Genomic DNA, 19,275 nt, shown 5'->3' on the forward strand with positions numbered 1-19,275 from the left:
GCCATGAGCATCACGCCGCATGACGAACGTTTCATGGCGGCGGCGATCCGCCTGTCGCGCTGGCATCTCGGCCGCACCGCCACCAATCCTTCCGTCGGCTGCCTGATCGTCAGGGATGGCGTCATCGTCGGCCGTGCGGTGACGGCGCTCAGTGGCCGCCCGCATGCCGAGACGCAGGCACTCGCTGAAGCCGGCGCGCTTGCCCGCGGCGCCACCGCCTATGTGACGCTCGAACCCTGCTCGCATCACGGCAGGACGCCGCCGTGTTCCGAGGCGCTGATCGACTATGGCGTTGCCCGCGTCGTCATCAGCGTCACCGATCCCGATCCGCGGGTTTCAGGCCGCGGTATCGCCATGCTGCGCGAAGCCGGCATAGAGGTGGATGCCGGCGTGCTGGAGGCGGAGGGCCGGCAGTCGCTTGCCGCCTATCTCACCCGCCAGACGAAGAACCGGCCCTATGTGACTCTCAAACTTGCCGTTTCCGCCGATGGCATGATCGGCCGCGAGGGGGAGGGGCAGGTGGCGATAACAGGCCCGGAGGCCCGCGCCCAGGTGCAGGCGCTGCGCGCCGAAACCGATGCCATCCTGGTCGGCATCGGTACCGCGATTGCGGATGATCCGCTGCTGACTGTGCGTTTGCCAGGTCTTCAATCGCAATCGCCGATCCGCATCGTGCTCGATCCCTCGCTGGCATTGCCGTTGACCAGCAAGCTTGTGGAGACAGCGCGGGAAGTGCCTGTTATCGTGGTGGCGAGGGAGGAAGTGTGGCCGTTGTCATCGGATGCGGAGGGATTACCCCCCTCTGCCCTGCCGGGCATCTCCCCCACAAGGGGGGAGATCGGCAAGAGGCGCGATCCGAATTCCCCTGTTTCCGATGGTGATGGTTTCGCCTTGAGGCAAGACGTGGGGCAAGGGGCTAACCCCGATCCGATCTCCCCCCTTGTCGGGGAGATGCCCGGCAGGGCAGAGGGGGGTGCCGCACCCACCGACTTGGACTCCCGCCGTGCAGCCCTCGAGGCCGCCGGCGTTGAGGTCGTCCATTGCAATCCCTATCATCCGGAAGTCTTGCTGCCGGCACTCGCGACGCGCGGTATTTCCTCGCTTCTGGTCGAGGGCGGCGCAAAGACGGCGCGGCTTTTCCTCGAGGCTGGCCTCGTTGACCGCATCCAGCTTTATCAGGCGCCTGTCGTCATCGGCGAGCGCGGTATTGAATCGCCGCTGACGAGATCCGACATACCATCGGGTTTTGCCCATACGGGCACGCTGATGTTCGGCGGCGATCGCCTGGACGAATACGAAAGAGGGCTTTGATGTTCACTGGAATAGTCACCGATGTCGGCACGGTTGAATCCGTTTCTCCCCTGAAGGAAGGCATCCGCCTGCGGGTCGCGACCGCCTATGATCCCTCAACCATCGACATGGGTGCCTCGATCTCCCATGCCGGCATCTGCCTCACCGTCACCGGCCTGCCGCAGCAAGGCAGCAATGGCCGCTGGTTCGAGGTTGAGGCCTGGGAAGAGGCGCTGCGGCTGACGACGATCGCCACCTGGCAGGAAGGCAGCCGCATCAATCTCGAACGGTCGCTGAAGATCGGTGATGAACTCGGTGGCCACATCGTTTCCGGCCATGTCGACGGCAAGGCGGAAATCCTCTCGGTGACAGCAGAGGGCGACGCCACCCGCTACCGCCTGCGCGCGCCCGAACATCTGGCGAAATTCGTCGCCCCCAAGGGTTCGATCGCACTCGACGGTACTTCGTTGACGGTCAATGCGGTCGACGGCACGGATTTCGACGTGCTGCTCATCCGCCACACGCTCGAAGTCACCACCTGGGGCGAGCGCAAGGCCGGCGATTTCGTCAATTTCGAAGTCGACACCATGGCGCGCTACGCCGCCCGGCTGGCGGAATTCCCTGCTGGATAACGCCGCCAACCGGAATTGGACGCGGCGCTCTAGAGCGTTTCAGGTTTTGACGGAAGCGTATCCGGCATTGTCGAAGTAGTTGCTGCATTCGCTGGGCTCGATGGTTGTGACGAGGTGTCCGATGTGGCGCCAGGTGTCATCGATGGTTCGCTTCTGAGCCAGGCGCATCCAGTGCTTGATTTTGGCGAAAGCCTGTTCGATCGGATTGAGGTCGGGGGAGTATGGCGGCAAGTACCAGAGCCGAGCACCAGCGTTGCGGATCATCTGACGGATGGCGACCGACTTGTGGGAGCCGAGATTATCCATCACGACGATGTCGCCGGGTTTGAGCACCGGTACGAGTTGCTGCTCGACATAGGCGCGAAAGCACTCACCGTTGATCGGTCCATCGAAGACACAGGGTGCGGTAAGCCGATCGCAGCGCAACGCGCCGAGGAAAGTCAGGGTGCGCCAATGTCCGTGCGGCGCGAAGCTGCGCAGGCGTTTGCCCTTCGGCCCCCACCCTCGAAGCGGCGCCATGTTGGTCTTGATCCAGGTTTCATCGATGAAGACCAGCCGTCTTGGATCGAGGCCAGCCTGCCAGGATCGCCAGCGCTGTCGCCGTCGCGCGACGTCAGCGCGCGCCTGCTCAAGGGCGAACAGTGTTTTTTTTGAACCGCAATCCCTCACGTCGCAGGAACTGCCATACCGTATCGTGGGATACCTTCACCCCTCGCGCGGCCAGCTCTTCCTTCAACCTGTGCAGTGACACATGCGGCGTCTGGTTGATCCGCTCCACGATAAACGCCCGATGCGGCTCCAGAACCCGCTTGCGGTGGCCGCCCATCTTCCCAGGCGCGACAGATCCGCTCGAACGATAACGCTGCGACCACTTTACCGCTGAAGACACGGCAATACCGAACCGCGCCGCAACCGACCGGCAGCTCTCACCGGCTTCGATTGCAGCAACAACACGCTCACGAAGATCATTGGAAAGAGGTCGCGTCATTCGATGCTGGCCTCCACTCCAGCCAGCATCTTGAATCACAAAACACACAAAAACGGAATCCCTTCCGATTCAACTAAATCCGGATACGCTCTAACACGTAAATCGAATGATCTCGCCGTTGTACTGCGCCGGCCGGATAGCTCACCAATCCGGGGACAGCTTCGTCAGATACTGGCCGTAGGCGCTCTTGCCGAGCTTCTCGGCGAGCTTGGCGAGGTCGTCCTGCGAGATGTAGCCCATGCGCCAGGCGACTTCTTCAGGACAGGCGATCTTGAAGCCCTGGCGTTTCTCCAGCGTGCTGACGAAGCCTGCGGCATCGAGCAGGCTGTCCGGCGTGCCGGTATCGAGCCAGGCATAGCCCCGGCCCATCAGCTCCACAAAAAGCTGGCCGCGCTCGAGATAGGTGCGGTTGACGTCGGTGATTTCCAATTCGCCGCGCGGTGATGGCTTCAGGTTGGCGGCGATATCGACCACCTGCTGGTCGTAGAAATAGAGGCCGGTCACCGCCCAGTTCGATTTTGGCTCCTTCGGTTTCTCCTCGATCGACAGCGCATTCATTTTTTCGTCAAAGCCGACAACGCCATAGCGTTCCGGATCGGTGACGTGATAGGCGAATACCGTCGCGCCTTCCCGCCGGCTCGTGCCGGATTTCATGATTTCCGGCAGTCCGTGCCCGTAGAAGATGTTGTCGCCGAGAACGAGTGCCGAGCTGTCGCCGTGCAAGAAGTCGGCGCCGATGATGAAGGCCTGGGCGAGGCCGTCCGGGCTCGGCTGTACGGCATAGGTCAGCGAAATTCCCCATTGCGAGCCGTCGCCGAGAAGGCGCTTGAAGGCTTCGATGTCGTGAGGCGTAGTGATGATCAGCAACTCCCTGATGCCGGCGAGCATCAGCGTCGTCAGCGGATAGTAGATCATCGGCTTGTCGTAGACCGGCATCAACTGTTTCGAGACGGCCTGCGTGATCGGATGCAGACGCGTGCCCGTGCCGCCGGCGAGAATAATCCCCTTCATGCCCATCTCCCTAAAGACCTTTATTCAAGAGGTCTTGCATGACAATCTTCATAGACTGCTTCCACTCCGGCAGCCGGATACCATATGTTCTGGCGAGCTTGTCACCGTTGAGACGTGAATTGGCGGGACGCTTGGCCGGTGTCGGATAGTCCGCGGTCGGGATGCGCTCGACGCCGACGTTTCTGCCGCCGGATTGGGAAAGCTCCGTGAATATCTCTTCGGCGAAATCAGCCCAGCTTGCTTCGCCGCTGCCGGTCAGGTGAAAAGTGCCGCGGAGCGATGGCTCAGGGTCCGCTACAACTCGGGTTGCGATCGCAACAATCGCATCGGCGATGTCGAGTGCCGAGGTCGGGCATCCTGTCTGATCGGCGACAACGCGAAGATGATCGCGCGTCTCGGAAAGCCGCAGCATTGTTTTCAGGAAATTAGTGCCAAAGGGCGAATAGACCCAGGCGGTGCGCAAGATGACGTGGTTCGGGTTCGCCGCCGCGACGGCCTTCTCGCCTGCGAGCTTCGAACGCCCATAGACGGAGATCGGCGCCGTCGCATCCTCTTCGGAATAGGCTGAGGCCTTGTCGCCGCTGAAGACGTAGTCGGTCGAAATGTGGATGACCGGGGCCCCGATCCGCGCGGCAGCCTCGGCAACCGCCCCGGCGCCTGCTGCGTTGACGGAAAAAGCAAGCTCGGGTTCGCTCTCGGCCTTGTCGACCGCCGTATAGGCGGCGGCGGAGACGATCACATCCGGCCGCAGAGCCGAGAAGACGGCTGCGATGCTTGCAGGATCCGCGAGGTCCATTTCCGGGCGCCCGACCGCGCTGATTTCGACGCCCATTTCGGCGCCACGTCTGAGCAGCGACTGAACGACCTGGCCCTGTTTGCCGGTGACGGCAATGCGCATCGCTTATCGTCCCTTGAAAACGCCGAGGCGTTCGCCGGAGTAGACGTTTTCGCGCAGCGGCCTCCACCACCATTCGTTTTCCAAGTACCAGTGCACGGTCTTCTCGATGCCAGTTTCGAAGGTCTCTTGCGCCTTCCAGCCGAGTTCGCTTTCGAGTTTGGAGGCATCGATCGCATAGCGTGCGTCGTGTCCGGGACGATCGGTGACGTTGTTGATCAGACGTTTATGCCGTCTCTTGTCACTGTAGACGTCGTCGAGAATAGCGCAGATGCGATGAACGACATCGATGTTCCTGCGCTCATTGCGACCGCCCACATTGTATTTTTCGCCGGGGCGCCCTCTGGATGCGATCGTGAAGAGCGCGCGGGCGTGGTCTTCGACATAGAGCCAGTCGCGGACGTTCGCGCCATTGCCGTAAACCGGAAGAGGCTTGCTCTCCAGTGCGTTCAGGATCATCAGCGGAATGAGCTTTTCGGGGAAATGGAACGGGCCGTAGTTATTGGAGCAATTGGAGACGACGACGGGCATGCCGTAGGTTCGGTGCCAAGCGATCGCCAGATGGTCGCTCGCGGCCTTGGAGGCGGAATAGGGCGAGGAGGGATCGTAAGGCGTCGTTTCCTCGAAGAGGCCCTCGTCGCCGAGCGAGCCGTAGACCTCATCGGTCGACACCTGCAGAAAGCGGAAGGCACTCTTGCGGCGAGCCTCAAGCCCATCCCAATAGTGCCGTGCGGCATCCAGCAGACTGAATGTGCCGACGATGTTGGTCTGAATGAAATCGTCCGCGCCCGAGATCGAGCGGTCGACATGGCTCTCTGCCGCGAGATGCATGACGGTATCAGGGCGGAAGGACGCGAATGCTTCCTGCATCCTGGCGCGGTCGCATATGTCGGCGTGCAGGAATTGATAGTTCGGCGCCGATTCGACGGATTTCAGCGATGCCAGGTTGCCGGCATAGGTCAGCGCGTCGACATTCAGCACCTCGGCGCCGATCCCGCTGACGAGATGGCGCACCAATGCCGATCCGATGAAGCCCGCTCCGCCCGTGACCAGTATGCGCATAGTGAATCAATCCCTGGTTACTGTGCTGAATTGGAAAAATGGCTTGGCAGATCGGCGAGCCACGGCAGCGTCTTGTCCTTGTCGGACAACACAATGTCTCCCTCATCGAAGGGCCAGCGGATGCCGATCGCCGGATCGTTCCACGCGATGCCCCGATCATGCTGCGGGCTGTAGGGTGCGGTTACCTTGTAGCTGATGACGCTGTTCGGCTCGATGGTTGCAAATCCGTGAGCGAAACCGGCCGGTATCCAGAGCTGCATGCCGTTTTCCGGCGAGAGCTCCTGAGAGAGCCATTTGCCGAAGCTCGGCGATCCCTCGCGAATATCGACGACGACATCCATGATCCGGCCGGCAAGGCAGCGTACCAGCTTGCCCTGTGCGAAGGGCGGTATCTGGAAATGCAGCCCCCGAACGGTGCCCGCCTGCGCCGAAAGCGATTCATTGTCCTGGATGAATGTGACGTCTGCCACATTTTCCCGGAACCAAGCATCCTTGAATACCTCGGAGAAGTAGCCGCGGTGATCGCCGAAGCGTGGCGGCGTGATCGCAATGATGCCCTCGATGACCGTGGTCTCAATACGCATGATTTACCTTTTCTGCGGCCTTCATCAAGCGTCCGCCCTCATGACGCTCATCAGCATGTCCGCCTGCGAGCGGCTCTGCATAGCCGCAAGGCCCTTCGCGGCAATGGCATGGCGCTCGTCGGCATCTGCGACCAGCTTGTAGCAGCGCTCGATCATGTCGCCATAGGGCTCAATTGCCAAGCCGCCGATGAAGGGCTGAAGGTCCGGATCGCGGATGTTGCCTTCCGTCAGCACGCAAACGCGATTGGCGAGCAGATAGGAAATGCGCACGATCTCGAAGACGCCGCTCGCATAATGATGGATGTTGATCACGATCTTGGCGCGCGCAATCGCCGCATCGCGTTCCGTGCCATAGATGTTGAAGAGATGCGCGACCTCGAGCCCGCCGTCCTTCAGCGTCTTCAGGATATGGTGGCGGCGTTCGTTCATCGAGCCGTAGAAGAGCACGTCGATATCTTTGACAGCGGCGTGCTGTATCTGGCTGAGGCAGCGGCTATAGCCGATTTCGAGCACGCCGGCGTGATCAATGCCCTTGGCGGCGAGATTTTCCCGGTTGCGCGGGCTGTAGTCGAGAACCGGAAACGACTTCAGGATCGAGGTGTAGCGCGAATTGATCCAGATGCTTTCTTCGGACACCTGCTCGAGATTGATGACGACACTGTCCTTCGGCAGATGGCTGACGATTTCGGCCGGGAGAAGATTGCCGCCATAGATGATCGGCGCACGACCGGCGAATGCGTTCATGTCCCGGGTGATCGGTGCCGTGCCGCCGAGTTCCTCGAAGGCGCCCTGTAGGCCAAGCGCGACTTCGTCGAAGGCGTGGCTGTGATTGTAGTTGTCGGGCGTCACGATCCAGATGCAATGACGGTCCCTGTGTGCCTGCCATCCGCCGGCAAAGGGCTGCAAAAGGTTGCGGAGCGGCTGCTCGATCTTCGGCGCGGCTGGTATCGCGGGCCTTTCCGTCCGCACCGGCTGCTGCGATACCGGGGAAGCGTCTGAGGCCTGCTGGGCATAGGTGCGCATCAATTCGCGGCCGCCGATAAATTGGCCGCGCGGCATCCAGCCGGGCGGATCATCAGCCCCCCAGATCAGGTGCGGCTGCTTGATGAGGGGCTGGCGGCCTTGCTGCCACGAGGTCAGGAGAGCCTCGTCACGGCTCTGCAGAAAAGCTTCCTTGGCGGCGAAGAGGCCATGCAGCATTCGGCCGAGGCGGACACCGAACTTCCATTCGAAATCGGCAACGGTCGGTACGAAGGCGGCGATCTTCAGTCCGGAGGCGATAGCCTGCTGGACATAAAGTCCGAGCAGACGCTCGATCACGAAGGGGCGCATCTGCGCGCTGGCATCGCGGGAATAGTGAGCCGAACCGGCATAGGCGGCGCCCGCTGCCGTGCCGGTGCGGGCTTGGTTTTCCAGCGATTCGAGAATGCGTTCGCAAAAGGCGAAATACCCCGACCAGAATTTGCGGTTGCCGCAGAAATAGTTGCAGAACATGAAGGCAGTCTTGTCCTGCGGCGGCGCGATCGGATAGCCGAGCTCCTGGATATGCAGAAAGATCGGCTCCATGCCGGGGTGACCGCCAAGCAGTGAATGCTCCCAGACGTTGCTGTAGATCGCCGCGTGGCCGATCAGCGGGTTGTAAAGATAGGCGTCAGCACCTTCTGCCCTGGCCTTTTCCGCCTCCGTGACAAAAGATGGAAAGCTCGTCACCGACTTCATCTCGAATTTGCTGGAGAGCAGCCCCCAAAACACGTCTTCACCGAGGCCGATCGCCTCGTGATGCTGATGCAGGGTGAGGAAGAGTTCATATTCGCGGGTCGTAGCCTGCGTATTGAACGAGATGTCGAGCGGCATGGCAGCCGCATCGAGCTGGCTGCGCTGCGAAAGATCGAGATAAGGCTGATAGACAATGACGGATCCCGTGCCGGCAGCCTTCTCCGTGAGAAGCGCTAGGTCGGGAAGACCGGCCGGCAAAGAAGAAATGGGCTGATTGATCGTCAAGGTATGTCCTTTGCGAAGAGCTGCCGTCTGCATGGGGAATCCGCAGAACGGCAATTCGAGCCTGTTTGATGCCTACTATTTGAGATGAAGCTTGCGCCACACTGTTCGCAGAACTTTCGCTGGTCAGCATGGAGCGGGTGTGGGCGCCGGACTTCCTTGCTCAGTTTTCTCTAGCCAGCTTTATTGGCTCAGCCGCTTCTGCTGCCAGTATCGCAAAGAGCTGCGATGGCACATTTGGAATTGGGCCGCCTCGGATTATACGCCGCTTTTGTAGACCCCATCATTCGACACGGTAGCCAATTCTCATTCCCTACCGCGAAAACTGGATGATCTCGCCGTTGTACTGCGTGCGCGCCGTCTCGCGGAATCCGAGCTTGGTTGCGACCCGTAGCGACGCCTGGTTCTCGGGACCGATGATGCAGCTCATTTGTTTTTCGGGAAAATGCGTTTCCGCCCAGCTGATCAGGACTTTCAGCGCCTCAGTGGCATAACCGCGGCCGTGCGCCGAGGGCATCAGCGCCCAGCCGACCTCCATCGTCCCCTCGATCGACGGTTCCAGCTCGCGCCGGGATTCCTGGAAGCCCGCTTCACCGATGAACCGGCCGCTCTCCTTTTCGACGATCGCGAAAAAGCCGAAGCCCATGTGATGCCACATGCCGGCGACGCGCAGCATGCGGCTCCAGCTCTGCTCGCGCGTCGACGGCACGCCGGTGATGAAGCGCACGACATCCTCGTCCGCCCATAGTGCCGCATGTGCGTCGAAATCGTCGAGGCGGTGAGGGCGAAGCGTCAGCCGCTCCGTTTCGAGGATTGGAATGTCGGTCACATCGGTCCTTATAAAAAAACACGTCCTCAGGCGCCGGGCTCGCTGTCCCAATAGTCGAGATCGCCTTCCGGCCGTCCGATATGACGAAAGCGCTTGTTTTCTGCACCGTCCCTATTCGTCTTGGCAAGGAATTTTCCGGAATCGGGATATTCGACGATCTCGGTCTTCGCCATCGTCGAAATGCCGAGATAGACGAGTGTGACCATGCCGGTATTGATGATCTGGTGCGCCGTTTCAGGCCCGCCGGCCGGCGCGCCGAGTACGTCGCCCGCCTTGATCGCATGGCGCGCATCGCCGAAGCGGTATTCGCCGGTACCCGCGATCACATAGAAGAGCTCGTCTTCGACGTGGTGGTTGTGGAAGGGGCAGCCCGATTTGCCCGGCGGCACCTCGTTGTAGCTGACGCCGAGGCCGACAAGGCCGATAAGCGTGCTGAAAGAGGTGTCGGTGCTTTCATAGAGCTCGCCCTGTTTCCAGTGGTCGAGCTTGAGATCGGCGGTATTGATCACCGCCTTCGATTCCGTCATGACGTCCTCCTGTTTCAGCAAGAGAAGCCGTCATCCCAGGAGAATTCAATGATTATCTGGGCCTATCTCCGATATCCCCAGCATGGGCGGAGAGGAGACCGCGCCCATGCTTTGAGAGCCGTGCGTCGAATGGAAACGCGAGGGACGCTCGATCACTCAACCCACGCATACCCCCGACGATCGATTCCGGCCTCGGGTGGTATGCGCTGGCGCGTCAGCGGACGTAGAAGGTCAAGCTTCCGTCGGCTGCCTGCTCGGCGTTGACGATGTTGCGGACGTCGACGCCTTCGTTGTTAAGCCTGTGGGCAAGCGACCTGTTGGCGTCGATCGAGGCCTGGATGCCGTGGACGGCCTGGCTGGAACGTTCCGGTGCCGAGCGCGGACCGGTCGTCTCGTCATCGAGATTGCGCCAGTTATGGACCTGCTCGACATTGAAGTCATTGCCCTGGAAGGTCCTGAGTGTCCGCTCGATGCCCTGGGCCGTGTTCATCCCAAGGCTTTCGGCCCGGCTGACGCCGGCAAATGCGAGAGAGGAGAGGGCTGCAGCGATAGTAATGGTGACAACGCGGTTCATGATGGTATCCTTTCATCTGCTTAGACGGTCGGCTGTCGTTGCAGGGATCGTCTGCGTCACGACATGGAATTGGCTCTCTCCGTTTCGCGATTCAATGGGTTAAGCCACTGAAAACACATTAAGAATTGTTCATGAAAGCCGCCTTCGAATTGTCGCTTTCCAGGCGTCGGAGAAAGCTGATTTCAGAGGCTTGCCCAGCTGTGCATCTGTGGTCCCGCTATCCCCTTGCAGATATTTCCTCTTTCCTATTGCGGCATCGGGCGAAATTGCTTGCCATTCGGACGAAGGCATGTTTTGACCGCGGGCTGCCGAGTGGGTAAATGTCCCGCAAACCGAAGGTGAACCATGCCGAGAGAGACCGCTCCCCATATTTTGATCGTTGAGGCCCGCTTCTACGACGACATGGCCGACGCCCTGCTCGAAGGCGCGACCTTCGCATTGACAGAGGCCGGCGCTACATTCGAGGTCGTCACCGTTCCCGGCGCACTGGAAATTCCGGCGGCGATTGCCATGTCGCTCGATGGAGACGACAATGGCGGAACGCATTATGACGGCTATGTCGCCCTCGGCATGGTCATTCGCGGCGAGACCTATCACTTCGATATCGTGTCGAATGAATCCTCGCGCGCCTTGATGGATCTCGCGGTCAGCGAGTCCCTTGCCATCGGCAATGGTATCCTCACCGTCGAAAACGACGAACAGGCTTGGGCGCGCGTGCGCCGCTTGGAAAAGGACAAGGGCGGATTTGCCGCTCGTGCAGCTCTGACCATGATCGAGCTGAAGCAGAAACTGGGTGCATAACGAATGAACGACGACAAGACGGAACGGCCGGTCAAGACTGCGAACCAGCGGGGCGCTGCCCGTCTTGCTGCTGTTCAGGCCCTGTATCAGATGGATGTCGGCGGCACGGGCGTTCTGGAAATCGTGGCTGAATACGAGGCGCACCGTCTTGGTCAGGAAATCGATGGCGCGACCTATCTGAAGGCCGATGCCGCCTGGTTCCGTTCCATCGTCTCCGGTGTCGTGCGCGATCAGGTTCGCCTCGATCCGCTGATTGCCGCAGCCCTGCAGGATGATTGGGCCTTGTCGCGCCTCGACAGCACCGTGCGCGCCATCCTGCGCGCCGGCGTCTTCGAGATCACCGATCGCAAGGACGTTCCGGTGGCGGTCATCGTCACCGAATATGTCGAGATCGCCCAGGCCTTTTTCGATGACGATGAGCCGAAGCTCGTCAACGCCGTGCTCGACCGCATCGCAAAGCAGGTCCGCGGCGAGGCGAAGAAATAAGTCTTTAGTCGCCAAACAATCCGCCTGCGTCTTTCTTCGCACCGCAATAGTTTTCGCCCGTTGCGGTCTTGACGCCACGTGATCGACCACGCAATCTCCGCAGCGCTTAGCTGTGGCATTTCTGTGGAGAGGAAGGCGATTCGGCGGCGTATCTGCCGGAGAAGGAGTGAGCTCCGGCCTTTGGGAGGAAAGAGCGAAATGACGATTCTTTTATGCGTAATCGCATGCGGTCTGCTCTCGGTGGTTTATGCCGCCTGGGCAACCCGGTCGGTGCTTGCTGCCGATCAGGGCAATAGCCGCATGCAGGAGATCGCGGGCTATATCCGCGAAGGCGCTCAAGCCTATCTGACGCGCCAGTACAGAACCATTGCCATTGTCGGCGTTGTCGTTTTCATCTTAGCCTGGCTGCTTCTTTCCGCCGAGGCCGCGATCGGCTTCCTGATCGGTGCCCTGCTTTCCGGTGCTGCCGGTTTCATCGGCATGCACGTCTCCGTCCGCGCGAATGTGCGCACCGCCCAGGCGGCTTCCGTCAGCCTTTCCGCCGGCCTCGACATCGCCTTCAAGTCGGGTGCGATCACCGGCATGCTGGTGGCCGGCCTGGCGCTGCTCGGCGTCTCCATCTACTATACGGTATTGACCGTCGGGCTCAGCCATGAGAGCGGCTCGCGCGAAGTCATCGATGCGCTGGTGGCGCTCGGCTTCGGCGCTTCGCTGATTTCGATCTTCGCCCGTCTCGGTGGCGGCATCTTCACCAAGGGCGCCGATGTCGGCGGCGATCTCGTCGGCAAGGTGGAAGCCGGCATTCCCGAAGACGATCCGCGCAACCCCGCAACCATCGCCGATAACGTCGGCGACAACGTCGGCGACTGTGCCGGCATGGCCGCCGACCTTTTCGAGACCTATGCGGTTTCGGTCGTCGCCACCATGGTTCTCGCCGCGATCTTTTTCGCCGGCGCGCCGATCCTCCAGTCTGCGATGGTCTATCCGCTGGCGATCTGCGGTGCCTGCATCATCACCTCGATCATCGGCACCTTCTTCGTCAAGCTTGGCGCGAACGGCTCGATCATGGGCGCTCTCTACAAAGGCCTCATCGTCACCGGACTGCTGTCGATCGTCGGCCTTGGTGCTGCTACCTCCCTCACCATCGGCTGGGGATCGATCGGCGCCGTCGGAGGCGCCGACATATCAGGCGCGCACCTCTTCTTCTGCGGCATCATCGGCCTCGTCGTCACCGCGCTGATCGTGGTGACCACTGAATATTATACCGGCACGGGCAAGCGCCCGGTCGTCTCGATCGCCCAGGCATCGGTCACCGGTCATGGCACCAATGTCATCCAGGGTCTCGCCGTCTCACTGGAATCGACGGCACTGCCGGCGATTGTCATCGTTGGTGGCATTCTCGCCACCTACCAGCTCGGCGGCCTATTCGGCACCGGCATTGCGGTCACGGCGATGCTCGGCATCGCCGGAATGATCGTCGCGCTCGACGCGTTCGGACCCGTGACGGACAATGCCGGCGGTATCGCTGAAATGTCGCACCTGCCGCCGGAGGTGCGCAAATCCACCGATGCGCTCGATGCCGTCGGCAACACGACCAAGGCCGTCACCAAGGGCTATGCCATCGGTTCCGCCGGTCTCGGCGCACTGGTTCTCTTTGCAGCCTACTCCTACGACCTCAAATATTTTGCGGCGAATGGCGACAAGTTCCCTTATTTTGCCGGCATCGGCGAAATTTCCTTCGATCTTTCCAACCCTTACGTGGTGGCTGGATTGATTTTCGGAGGTCTCATTCCCTACCTCTTCGGCGGCATCGCCATGACCGCCGTCGGCCGGGCGGCCGGCGCGATCGTCGAGGAAGTACGTCGTCAGTTCAAGGAAAAACCCGGCATCATGCAGGGCACGGAAAAGCCGGATTACGGCAGGGCGGTCGACCTTCTGACCAAGGCCGCCATCCGCGAGATGATCGTGCCGTCGCTGTTGCCGGTGCTGGCGCCTATCGTCGTCTATTTCGGCGTGCTGCTCATCTCCGGCTCCAAGGCCTCCGCCTTTGCCGCCCTCGGCGCATCGCTGCTCGGCGTCATCATCAACGGCCTCTTCGTCGCCATCTCGATGACCTCGGGCGGCGGTGCCTGGGACAACGCCAAGAAGAGCTTCGAGGACGGTTTCGTCGACAAGGACGGCTTGCGCCACATGAAGGGTTCGGATGCGCACAAGGCTTCCGTCACGGGCGATACAGTCGGCGATCCCTACAAGGATACTGCCGGCCCGGCCGTCAACCCGGCAATCAAGATCACCAACATCGTCGCGCTGCTGCTGCTCGCCATTCTTGCTGGATGAGGCATGCCGCTCAGCGCGGCAAACCGGAATAGCGACCATTAAAAGCCCCGCCGGAGCGATCCGGCGGGGTTTTCGTATAAGGCGCATCCGATCAGCGCAGGCTGCTTGGGTTCTGCGGCGTGCCGCCGGCGCCACCGCCGAACAGGCTGCGGGCAGCACTCGCGGCGCTGCCGCCGGAAAGCATCTGCTGCAGGAAGGTGAGTTCCTTGCCGCCGGTCGGCGTGACGCGCCCGATCGTGTCGAACACCTTGCCGTCCTGCAGCGTATAGTTGGCGCGGCGGCTGACGACGCCGTCTTTGTCGAAGTAGATGGCCAGAACGCTCTGATCGACGACCTTCAGTTTCTGGAAGGCGACGGCACGCGTACGCCGCTGCGAGATGTAATAGAAGACTTCGCCATCGAATGTCGCCGTCGTCGACGGGGTGCCGAGCGAAAGCAGCACCTGCTCGCGGCTGGAGCCTTCCGGAACGAGGTTCAGCGACTGCTGGTCGGCGACGTAGCCGCCATTGAGCACGGTGCTGGTCTGGCAACCGGAAAGAGCTGATGTGGAGGCGATTATGAAGGCAATGGCCGCACTGCTGAAGAATTTCACGTCAGACTTGAAATACCGTTTATTCAACGACATCTACTCCCTTGAGTGTCGATAGCAGCCATTTGGGGCCTTGCACGCTTTCCTCCTGCAAAACCATTGTGGCCATTCCGGGTCGAATGTCCCGAATTCGCTTCGCTGACGCATCGAAGGCGTCGTCCCGAAACTGGCCATGAGCGGCATTGCAATTCGCGCCTGCTTCGGTAAACCAGCTTTCGAAATCATGCAACAAGGCCAGGCGCCAGCCGGCATGAAGAATGAGGCATTTCCGGAAAAAACAATGATCTTCGGGCTCTTCCGCAAGAAAAACAACAATCAGGCGATCGTCGATCGGCAATATGCGGCGTTAGCGGCGGCTGCGCGCATGCCGGAACTCTACGAGCGGCTCAATGTGCCGGATACGGTCATGGGCCGTTTCGAGATGCTGTCGATAGCCATGATTCTGTTTTTTCGCCGCACACGTGCTTCGACCACCAGCGGCCAGGAGATCGCCCAGGAGATCGTCGATGCTTTCTTCCAGGATATCGACTATTCGATCCGCGAACTCGGCATCGGCGACAACAGCGTGCCGAAGCGCATGAAGAAGCTCGCCGGTATGTTTTACGGCCGGCTTGAAGCCTATTCGAAGGCGATGGACACAGGCGATGCCGAAGCGCTCGCTCTCGCTCTTCAGCGCAATATCTACCCCGAAACCTCGGCGCCTGCAGATATGTCCGGCCTCGCCGGATGGATGATGGCCGCAGAATCGCATCTGTCTGCCGTCCCCGAAGAGGTGATCGCTACCGGTTCGGCGACGCTCCCGCCGGTCGCCCACCCACCGGTCACCTGAAGGAGGAAACGATGAAGAACGATCGGGACGGTGTTCCCTTCTCCTATCACGTCAAGGTCGGCCACATCTCGGCCAACCCCGTCGAGGTTCATGTCGAGGCCGACACCAGCGAACTGAAGGCGCTTGCCGAGACCTGGAACGTCGTCTCCGTGGATGATTTGCGCGCCGATCTGCAGATTGCCCGCTGGAAGCGCGACGGCGTGCGCATCAAGGGCCGCGTGCAGGCGAAGATCGTCCAGTCCTGCGTCGTGACGCTGGAACCGGTCGAATCAGCCATCGACGAGAGCTTCGAGCAGATCTTCGTGCCGGAGGGCTCCAAGCTTGCCCGCCAGGCGGGTAACGACGCCGGCGAGATGCTGCTTGATCCGGATGGTCCCGATCTGCCCGAGACCTTCGTCGGCGATACGATCGACGCCGGCGAGGTGGTTGCCGAATTCGCCGCTCTCGCAATCGATCCCTATCCGCGCAAGCAGGGCATCGAATTCGCCGGCCATGTCGAGGACAGCGGCGAGGACGACAAAAAGCCCTCCGCTTTCGCAGCCCTCAAGGACTGGAAAAAGGACTGAAGCCCCGCTGGCATTTGACACAATTCAGTTGTAAGCGACGCCAAAACCGGTATTTTGGCCGAAATTTCGCCCTCGGCGAAAAGAAGGATCAGGGACGCGTGATCAGAATATCTCTCGACCTCATGGGTGGCGACTTTGGTCCCCAGGTTGTCATCCCCGGGGCCGCCAAGGCGCTGGATCGGCATCCTGATATGTCCTTCGTTCTCTATGGTCTCAAGGAACAGTGCGATCCGGTTCTCGCCAAGTTTCCGAAGCTCAAGGAAAAGTCGCTCTTTCACGACTGCGAGCTTGCCGTCGCCATGGATGAGAAGCCGAGCCAGGCGCTGCGCCGTGGCCGTTATATCTCCACCATGTGGCGTTCGATCGAGGCGGTGAAGACGGGTGACGCCGATGTCGCCGTCTCGGCAGGCAATACCGGGGCGCTGATGGCAATGGCGAAGTTCTGTCTGCGCACCATGGCCAATATCGAGCGTCCGGCGATTGCTGCGATCTGGCCGACGCTGAAGGGTGAGAGCATCGTGCTCGATGTCGGTGCAACGATCGGCGCCGATGCACAGCAGCTGATGGATTTTGCCCTGATGGGCGGCGCCATGGCGCGCGCGCTTTTCGAGGTCGAACGTCCGACGGTCGGCCTTCTGAACGTCGGCGTCGAGGAGATGAAAGGCCAGGAGGAAGTCAAGGAGGCCGGCCGGCTGTTGCGCGAGGCGAACATCGATTCGCTCGAATATTCCGGCTTCGTCGAGGGCAACGACCTTGGCAAGGGCACGGTCGACGTCGTCGTCACCGAAGGGTTTTCCGGCAATATCGCTCTCAAGACGGCCGAAGGCACCGCCAAGCAGATCGGCGAATATCTGCGTGCCGCCATGTCGCGCACGCTGCTGGCCCGCATCGGCTATCTCTTTGCCAAAAGCGCCTTTGATATGCTTCGCGAGAAGCTCGATCCGAGCAAGGTCAATGGCGGCGTGTTTCTCGGCCTGAACGGCATCGTCATCAAGAGCCATGGCGGGGCGAATGCCGAAGGCATCGCAGCCGCCATCGAAGTCGGCTACGACATGGCCAAGAACGGCCTCAATCAGAAAATAGAAAACGATCTTAAGAAATACCATGCCAAGCGGCTGCCCCCGATGGGCCCGGAAGCGGCATGAGCGATAGGGTTCAATCAAAGATGATCCGTTCAGTGGTTCGCGGGTTCGGAGCCGCACTTCCGAAGCGCGTGATGACCAATCGTGACATGGAGGCCATCGTCGACACATCAGACGAATGGATCGTCCAGCGCACCGGCATCCGCCAGCGTTATGTCGCCGGCGATGACGAAACGACGGCGTCGCTGGGCGAGGCCGCCGCGCGCGCAGCCCTTGCCAATGGCGGCCTGACGCCTGCCGATATCGATCTTGTCATCTGTGCCACCTCGACGCCGGATAACACCTTTCCGGCAACGTCGGTCAACATCCAGAACCGCCTCGGCATGAGCCACGGCTTCGCCTTCGACGTCCAGGCCGTCTGCACCGGTTTCGTCTACGCGGTGACGACCGCCGATGCCTATATCCGTGGCGGGCTTGCCAAGCGCGTTCTCGTCATCGGCGCCGAAACTTTTTCGCGCATTCTCGACTGGAACGACCGCACCACCTGCGTGCTTTTCGGCGACGGCGCCGGCGCGATCATACTCGAAGCGACCGAAGGCGAGGGCACAGTTGCCGATCGCGGTGTGCTGACCGCGCATCTGCGCTCCGACGGCTCGCACAAGGAAAAGCTCTATGTCGATGGCGGGCCGTCGACGACGGGCACTGTCGGAAAGCTGCGCATGGAAGGCCGCGAGGTCTTCAAATACGCCGTGGGCATGATCACCGATGTCATTCAGGCGGCTTTCGATGCGACCGGGACCACCGCCGATGATCTCGACTGGTTGGTACCGCATCAGGCCAATCGCCGCATCATCGACGGTTCGGCGAAAAAGCTGAACATCGATGCGGCGAAGGTCGTCATCACCGTCGACCTGCACGGCAATACGTCGGCCGCCTCGATCCCGCTGGCACTTGCCACCGCTGCCGGCGACGGCCGCATCAAGAAGGGCGACCTGGTGATGCTCGAAGCGATGGGCGGCGGTTTTACCTGGGGTGCGGTTCTGCTGCGCTGGTAAGGCACGAATCCTAAAAAACTGGCGGCGAACAAGAGCTTGACCGTAAGGCGCAAGACAAATACTCTTCGTGCGATTTCACAAAATATTTTGTATGGGCGGGGAAACCATGACCGGAAAAACAGTGACGCGAGCAGACCTGGCGGAATCCGTTTTCCGAAAGGTTGGGCTGTCCCGGACCGAATCTGCCGAACTGGTCGAAACTGTCATCGACGAGATCTGCAACGCCATCGTGCGTGGTGAAACCGTCAAGCTTTCCTCCTTCGCCACCTTCCAGGTGCGCGACAAGAACGAACGAATCGGCCGCAACCCAAAGACTGGCGAGGAGGTTCCGATTTCCCCCCGCCGGGTCATGACCTTCAAAGCGTCGAACGTGCTGAAGACGCGGATCCTCAAGGCGCATGTCGCTCGCAAGATCAAGCTGAAGCCGCTGAATCCGTCTCCTTGACAATCGGCTTCCCGTTTCGAAACGGCTTTTTTCTCTCTCGCACTGACCATCCTTGTGCGCAACGTCGAGACATGACTTGAATTGTCGGCGCCAAACCGTTGAAATATGATGAGTCGCCGTAGGATCGAGCCGCGAGGTCGCGTAGCAGTATGACGTTGGACAAGAGCCCCGATGCCTTTCGCACCATCAGCGAAGTCGCAGACGATCTTGATCTGCCGCAGCATGTGCTGCGCTTCTGGGAGACGCGTTTTCCCCAGATAAAGCCGATGAAGCGCGGCGGCGGCCGTCGCTACTACCGGCCGGAAGATGTGGATCTCCTCAAGGGCATCCGGCATCTGCTCTATGATCACGGCTATACGATCAAGGGTGTGCAGAAGCTTCTGAAGACCAACGGCAACAAGTTTGTCATATCGGTCGGCCACGGCGATCTCGCCAGCGTCGAGGCGCTTGCGTCGGGCGTGCAGGAGGTGGGTGCCGGGGAACCGCGCGTCGGCATGGCTGATGAAGACCAGATTGTCGGTCGCGCCAAACCGCCGATCACCCGCAGGTTCTTCAACTTCGTCGCTGGAGACGACGAGCAGGAAGTCTCGATCGGCAAATCGAGCGTTGGCAAGGAAGACCGAGCGCTGCTGCAGGAGGCGCTCTACGACCTTCTGGAATGCAAGCGTCTGCTTGATCAGGTGCGTTGAACAGGA

Annotated in this window: 21 protein-coding genes; 11 read left to right on the plus strand and 10 right to left on the minus strand. The window is 60.7% G+C overall.

The window, feature by feature from the left end; genetic code table 11:
• Window positions 1-3: 3 nt before the first annotated feature.
• Together ribD and N2A41_RS06945 are read left to right on the plus strand one after the other, a co-directional pair.
• Window positions 4-1,311 (plus strand): bifunctional diaminohydroxyphosphoribosylaminopyrimidine deaminase/5-amino-6-(5-phosphoribosylamino)uracil reductase RibD, encoded by a 1,308-nt coding sequence (gene ribD, locus N2A41_RS06940; protein WP_222384731.1) that lies wholly within the window; start codon window positions 4-6, stop codon window positions 1,309-1,311.
• Entirely contained in the window at window positions 1,311-1,922 is a 612-nt protein-coding gene (locus tag N2A41_RS06945) for a riboflavin synthase (RefSeq protein ID WP_162117191.1), read from the plus strand. Before ribD ends, N2A41_RS06945 begins: the two co-directional genes overlap by 1 nt.
• A gap of 39 nt (window positions 1,923-1,961) precedes the next feature.
• On the opposite strand, the gene N2A41_RS06950 is transcribed toward N2A41_RS06945, so the two are convergent.
• From N2A41_RS06950 to N2A41_RS06990, 9 genes are all read right to left on the minus strand, one after another.
• A protein-coding gene (locus tag N2A41_RS06950; protein WP_162115351.1) for an IS630 family transposase occupies window positions 1,962-2,910 on the minus strand; the annotation gives its coding sequence in 2 pieces (ribosomal slippage) (window positions 1,962-2,573 and window positions 2,575-2,910; 948 coding nt in all).
• A gap of 141 nt (window positions 2,911-3,051) precedes the next feature.
• Window positions 3,052-3,921 (minus strand): glucose-1-phosphate thymidylyltransferase RfbA, encoded by an 870-nt coding sequence (gene rfbA, locus N2A41_RS06955; protein WP_026154098.1) that lies wholly within the window; start codon window positions 3,919-3,921, stop codon window positions 3,052-3,054.
• A gap of 10 nt (window positions 3,922-3,931) precedes the next feature.
• Window positions 3,932-4,819: a dTDP-4-dehydrorhamnose reductase gene (rfbD, locus tag N2A41_RS06960; protein ID WP_260110590.1), complete on the minus strand. Its 888-nt coding sequence runs from the start codon at window positions 4,817-4,819 to the stop codon at window positions 3,932-3,934.
• 3 nt (window positions 4,820-4,822) lie between these two features.
• Window positions 4,823-5,878, minus strand: coding sequence for a dTDP-glucose 4,6-dehydratase (gene rfbB / locus N2A41_RS06965; protein WP_260110591.1), 1,056 nt, complete (start codon window positions 5,876-5,878; stop codon window positions 4,823-4,825).
• Between the two features lie 17 nt (window positions 5,879-5,895).
• Window positions 5,896-6,462, minus strand: coding sequence for a dTDP-4-dehydrorhamnose 3,5-epimerase (gene rfbC / locus N2A41_RS06970; protein WP_162117194.1), 567 nt, complete (start codon window positions 6,460-6,462; stop codon window positions 5,896-5,898).
• Window positions 6,463-6,486: 24 nt separating this feature from the next.
• On the minus strand, window positions 6,487-8,463 hold the full coding sequence (locus tag N2A41_RS06975; protein ID WP_162117195.1) for a glycosyltransferase family 1 protein: 1,977 nt from the start codon (window positions 8,461-8,463) through the stop codon (window positions 6,487-6,489).
• Window positions 8,464-8,773: 310 nt separating this feature from the next.
• Complete coding sequence (locus tag N2A41_RS06980) at window positions 8,774-9,289, minus strand: GNAT family N-acetyltransferase (RefSeq protein ID WP_260110592.1); 516 nt, start codon at window positions 9,287-9,289, stop codon at window positions 8,774-8,776.
• 26 nt (window positions 9,290-9,315) lie between these two features.
• Entirely contained in the window at window positions 9,316-9,816 is a 501-nt protein-coding gene (locus N2A41_RS06985) for a cupin domain-containing protein (RefSeq protein ID WP_162117197.1), read from the minus strand.
• Window positions 9,817-10,030: 214 nt separating this feature from the next.
• The gene (locus N2A41_RS06990; protein ID WP_162117198.1) at window positions 10,031-10,390 is read right to left on the minus strand and encodes a hypothetical protein; all 360 of its coding nucleotides are present in this window, start codon (window positions 10,388-10,390) and stop codon (window positions 10,031-10,033) included.
• A gap of 345 nt (window positions 10,391-10,735) precedes the next feature.
• Between N2A41_RS06990 and ribH the strand changes: the two genes are divergently transcribed.
• From ribH to N2A41_RS07005, 3 genes are all read left to right on the plus strand, one after another.
• Window positions 10,736-11,191, plus strand: a complete 456-nt coding sequence (ribH, locus tag N2A41_RS06995; RefSeq protein ID WP_170261188.1) for a 6,7-dimethyl-8-ribityllumazine synthase — start codon at window positions 10,736-10,738, stop codon at window positions 11,189-11,191.
• A 3-nt stretch (window positions 11,192-11,194) separates the two neighbouring features.
• Window positions 11,195-11,677, plus strand: a complete 483-nt coding sequence (gene nusB / locus N2A41_RS07000; RefSeq protein WP_017959878.1) for a transcription antitermination factor NusB — start codon at window positions 11,195-11,197, stop codon at window positions 11,675-11,677.
• A 198-nt stretch (window positions 11,678-11,875) separates the two neighbouring features.
• A complete protein-coding gene (locus N2A41_RS07005) occupies window positions 11,876-14,014 on the plus strand; it encodes a sodium-translocating pyrophosphatase (protein ID WP_260110593.1) in 2,139 nt (712 codons plus the stop codon).
• A gap of 91 nt (window positions 14,015-14,105) precedes the next feature.
• On the opposite strand, the gene N2A41_RS07010 is transcribed toward N2A41_RS07005, so the two are convergent.
• On the minus strand, window positions 14,106-14,639 hold the full coding sequence (locus N2A41_RS07010; RefSeq protein WP_017963789.1) for an outer membrane protein assembly factor BamE: 534 nt from the start codon (window positions 14,637-14,639) through the stop codon (window positions 14,106-14,108).
• A gap of 136 nt (window positions 14,640-14,775) precedes the next feature.
• Here N2A41_RS07010 and N2A41_RS07015 point away from each other — a divergent pair, with 136 nt between their 5' ends.
• The 6 genes from N2A41_RS07015 to N2A41_RS07040 all read left to right on the plus strand — a co-directional run bounded on the left by N2A41_RS07015 (window position 14,776) and on the right by N2A41_RS07040 (window position 19,269).
• A complete protein-coding gene (locus N2A41_RS07015; protein ID WP_260110594.1) occupies window positions 14,776-15,432 on the plus strand; it encodes a ubiquinol-cytochrome C chaperone family protein in 657 nt (218 codons plus the stop codon).
• Between the two features lie 11 nt (window positions 15,433-15,443).
• Window positions 15,444-15,998, plus strand: a complete 555-nt coding sequence (locus tag N2A41_RS07020; RefSeq protein WP_170261186.1) for a YceD family protein — start codon at window positions 15,444-15,446, stop codon at window positions 15,996-15,998.
• Window positions 15,999-16,096: 98 nt separating this feature from the next.
• Window positions 16,097-17,143, plus strand: a complete 1,047-nt coding sequence (gene plsX / locus N2A41_RS07025) for a phosphate acyltransferase PlsX (RefSeq protein ID WP_026154101.1) — start codon at window positions 16,097-16,099, stop codon at window positions 17,141-17,143.
• A 20-nt stretch (window positions 17,144-17,163) separates the two neighbouring features.
• Complete coding sequence (locus N2A41_RS07030; RefSeq protein ID WP_026154102.1) at window positions 17,164-18,135, plus strand: beta-ketoacyl-ACP synthase III; 972 nt, start codon at window positions 17,164-17,166, stop codon at window positions 18,133-18,135.
• Between the two features lie 106 nt (window positions 18,136-18,241).
• The gene (locus tag N2A41_RS07035) at window positions 18,242-18,580 is read left to right on the plus strand and encodes an integration host factor subunit alpha (protein WP_017963794.1); all 339 of its coding nucleotides are present in this window, start codon (window positions 18,242-18,244) and stop codon (window positions 18,578-18,580) included.
• Window positions 18,581-18,729: 149 nt separating this feature from the next.
• Entirely contained in the window at window positions 18,730-19,269 is a 540-nt protein-coding gene (locus tag N2A41_RS07040; RefSeq protein WP_017963795.1) for a MerR family transcriptional regulator, read from the plus strand.
• Window positions 19,270-19,275: the final 6 nt, after the last annotated feature.

It is taken from the genome of Rhizobium sp. SRDI969 (genome assembly GCF_025152725.1).
Taxonomy (GTDB): Bacteria; Pseudomonadota; Alphaproteobacteria; order Rhizobiales; family Rhizobiaceae; genus Rhizobium; species Rhizobium leguminosarum_I.

Coding starts and splice junctions, on each gene's coding strand:
- ribD (WP_222384731.1), top strand. CDS start 4: ATGAGCATCACGCCGCATGACGAACGTTTCATGGCGGCGGCGATCCGC.
- N2A41_RS07035 (WP_017963794.1), top strand. CDS start 18,242: ATGACCGGAAAAACAGTGACGCGAGCAGACCTGGCGGAATCCGTTTTC.
- rfbC (WP_162117194.1), bottom strand. CDS start 6,462: ATGCGTATTGAGACCACGGTCATCGAGGGCATCATTGCGATCACGCCG.
- N2A41_RS07040 (WP_017963795.1), top strand. CDS start 18,730: ATGACGTTGGACAAGAGCCCCGATGCCTTTCGCACCATCAGCGAAGTC.
- N2A41_RS07020 (WP_170261186.1), top strand. CDS start 15,444: ATGAAGAACGATCGGGACGGTGTTCCCTTCTCCTATCACGTCAAGGTC.
- N2A41_RS07010 (WP_017963789.1), bottom strand. CDS start 14,639: ATGTCGTTGAATAAACGGTATTTCAAGTCTGACGTGAAATTCTTCAGC.
- ribH (WP_170261188.1), top strand. CDS start 10,736: ATGCCGAGAGAGACCGCTCCCCATATTTTGATCGTTGAGGCCCGCTTC.
- N2A41_RS06990 (WP_162117198.1), bottom strand. CDS start 10,390: ATGAACCGCGTTGTCACCATTACTATCGCTGCAGCCCTCTCCTCTCTC.
- N2A41_RS07015 (WP_260110594.1), top strand. CDS start 14,776: ATGAGCGGCATTGCAATTCGCGCCTGCTTCGGTAAACCAGCTTTCGAA.
- N2A41_RS06945 (WP_162117191.1), top strand. CDS start 1,311: ATGTTCACTGGAATAGTCACCGATGTCGGCACGGTTGAATCCGTTTCT.
- N2A41_RS07030 (WP_026154102.1), top strand. CDS start 17,164: ATGATCCGTTCAGTGGTTCGCGGGTTCGGAGCCGCACTTCCGAAGCGC.
- rfbB (WP_260110591.1), bottom strand. CDS start 5,878: ATGCGCATACTGGTCACGGGCGGAGCGGGCTTCATCGGATCGGCATTG.
- N2A41_RS06985 (WP_162117197.1), bottom strand. CDS start 9,816: ATGACGGAATCGAAGGCGGTGATCAATACCGCCGATCTCAAGCTCGAC.
- nusB (WP_017959878.1), top strand. CDS start 11,195: ATGAACGACGACAAGACGGAACGGCCGGTCAAGACTGCGAACCAGCGG.
- rfbA (WP_026154098.1), bottom strand. CDS start 3,921: ATGAAGGGGATTATTCTCGCCGGCGGCACGGGCACGCGTCTGCATCCG.
- rfbD (WP_260110590.1), bottom strand. CDS start 4,819: ATGCGCATTGCCGTCACCGGCAAACAGGGCCAGGTCGTTCAGTCGCTG.
- N2A41_RS07005 (WP_260110593.1), top strand. CDS start 11,876: ATGACGATTCTTTTATGCGTAATCGCATGCGGTCTGCTCTCGGTGGTT.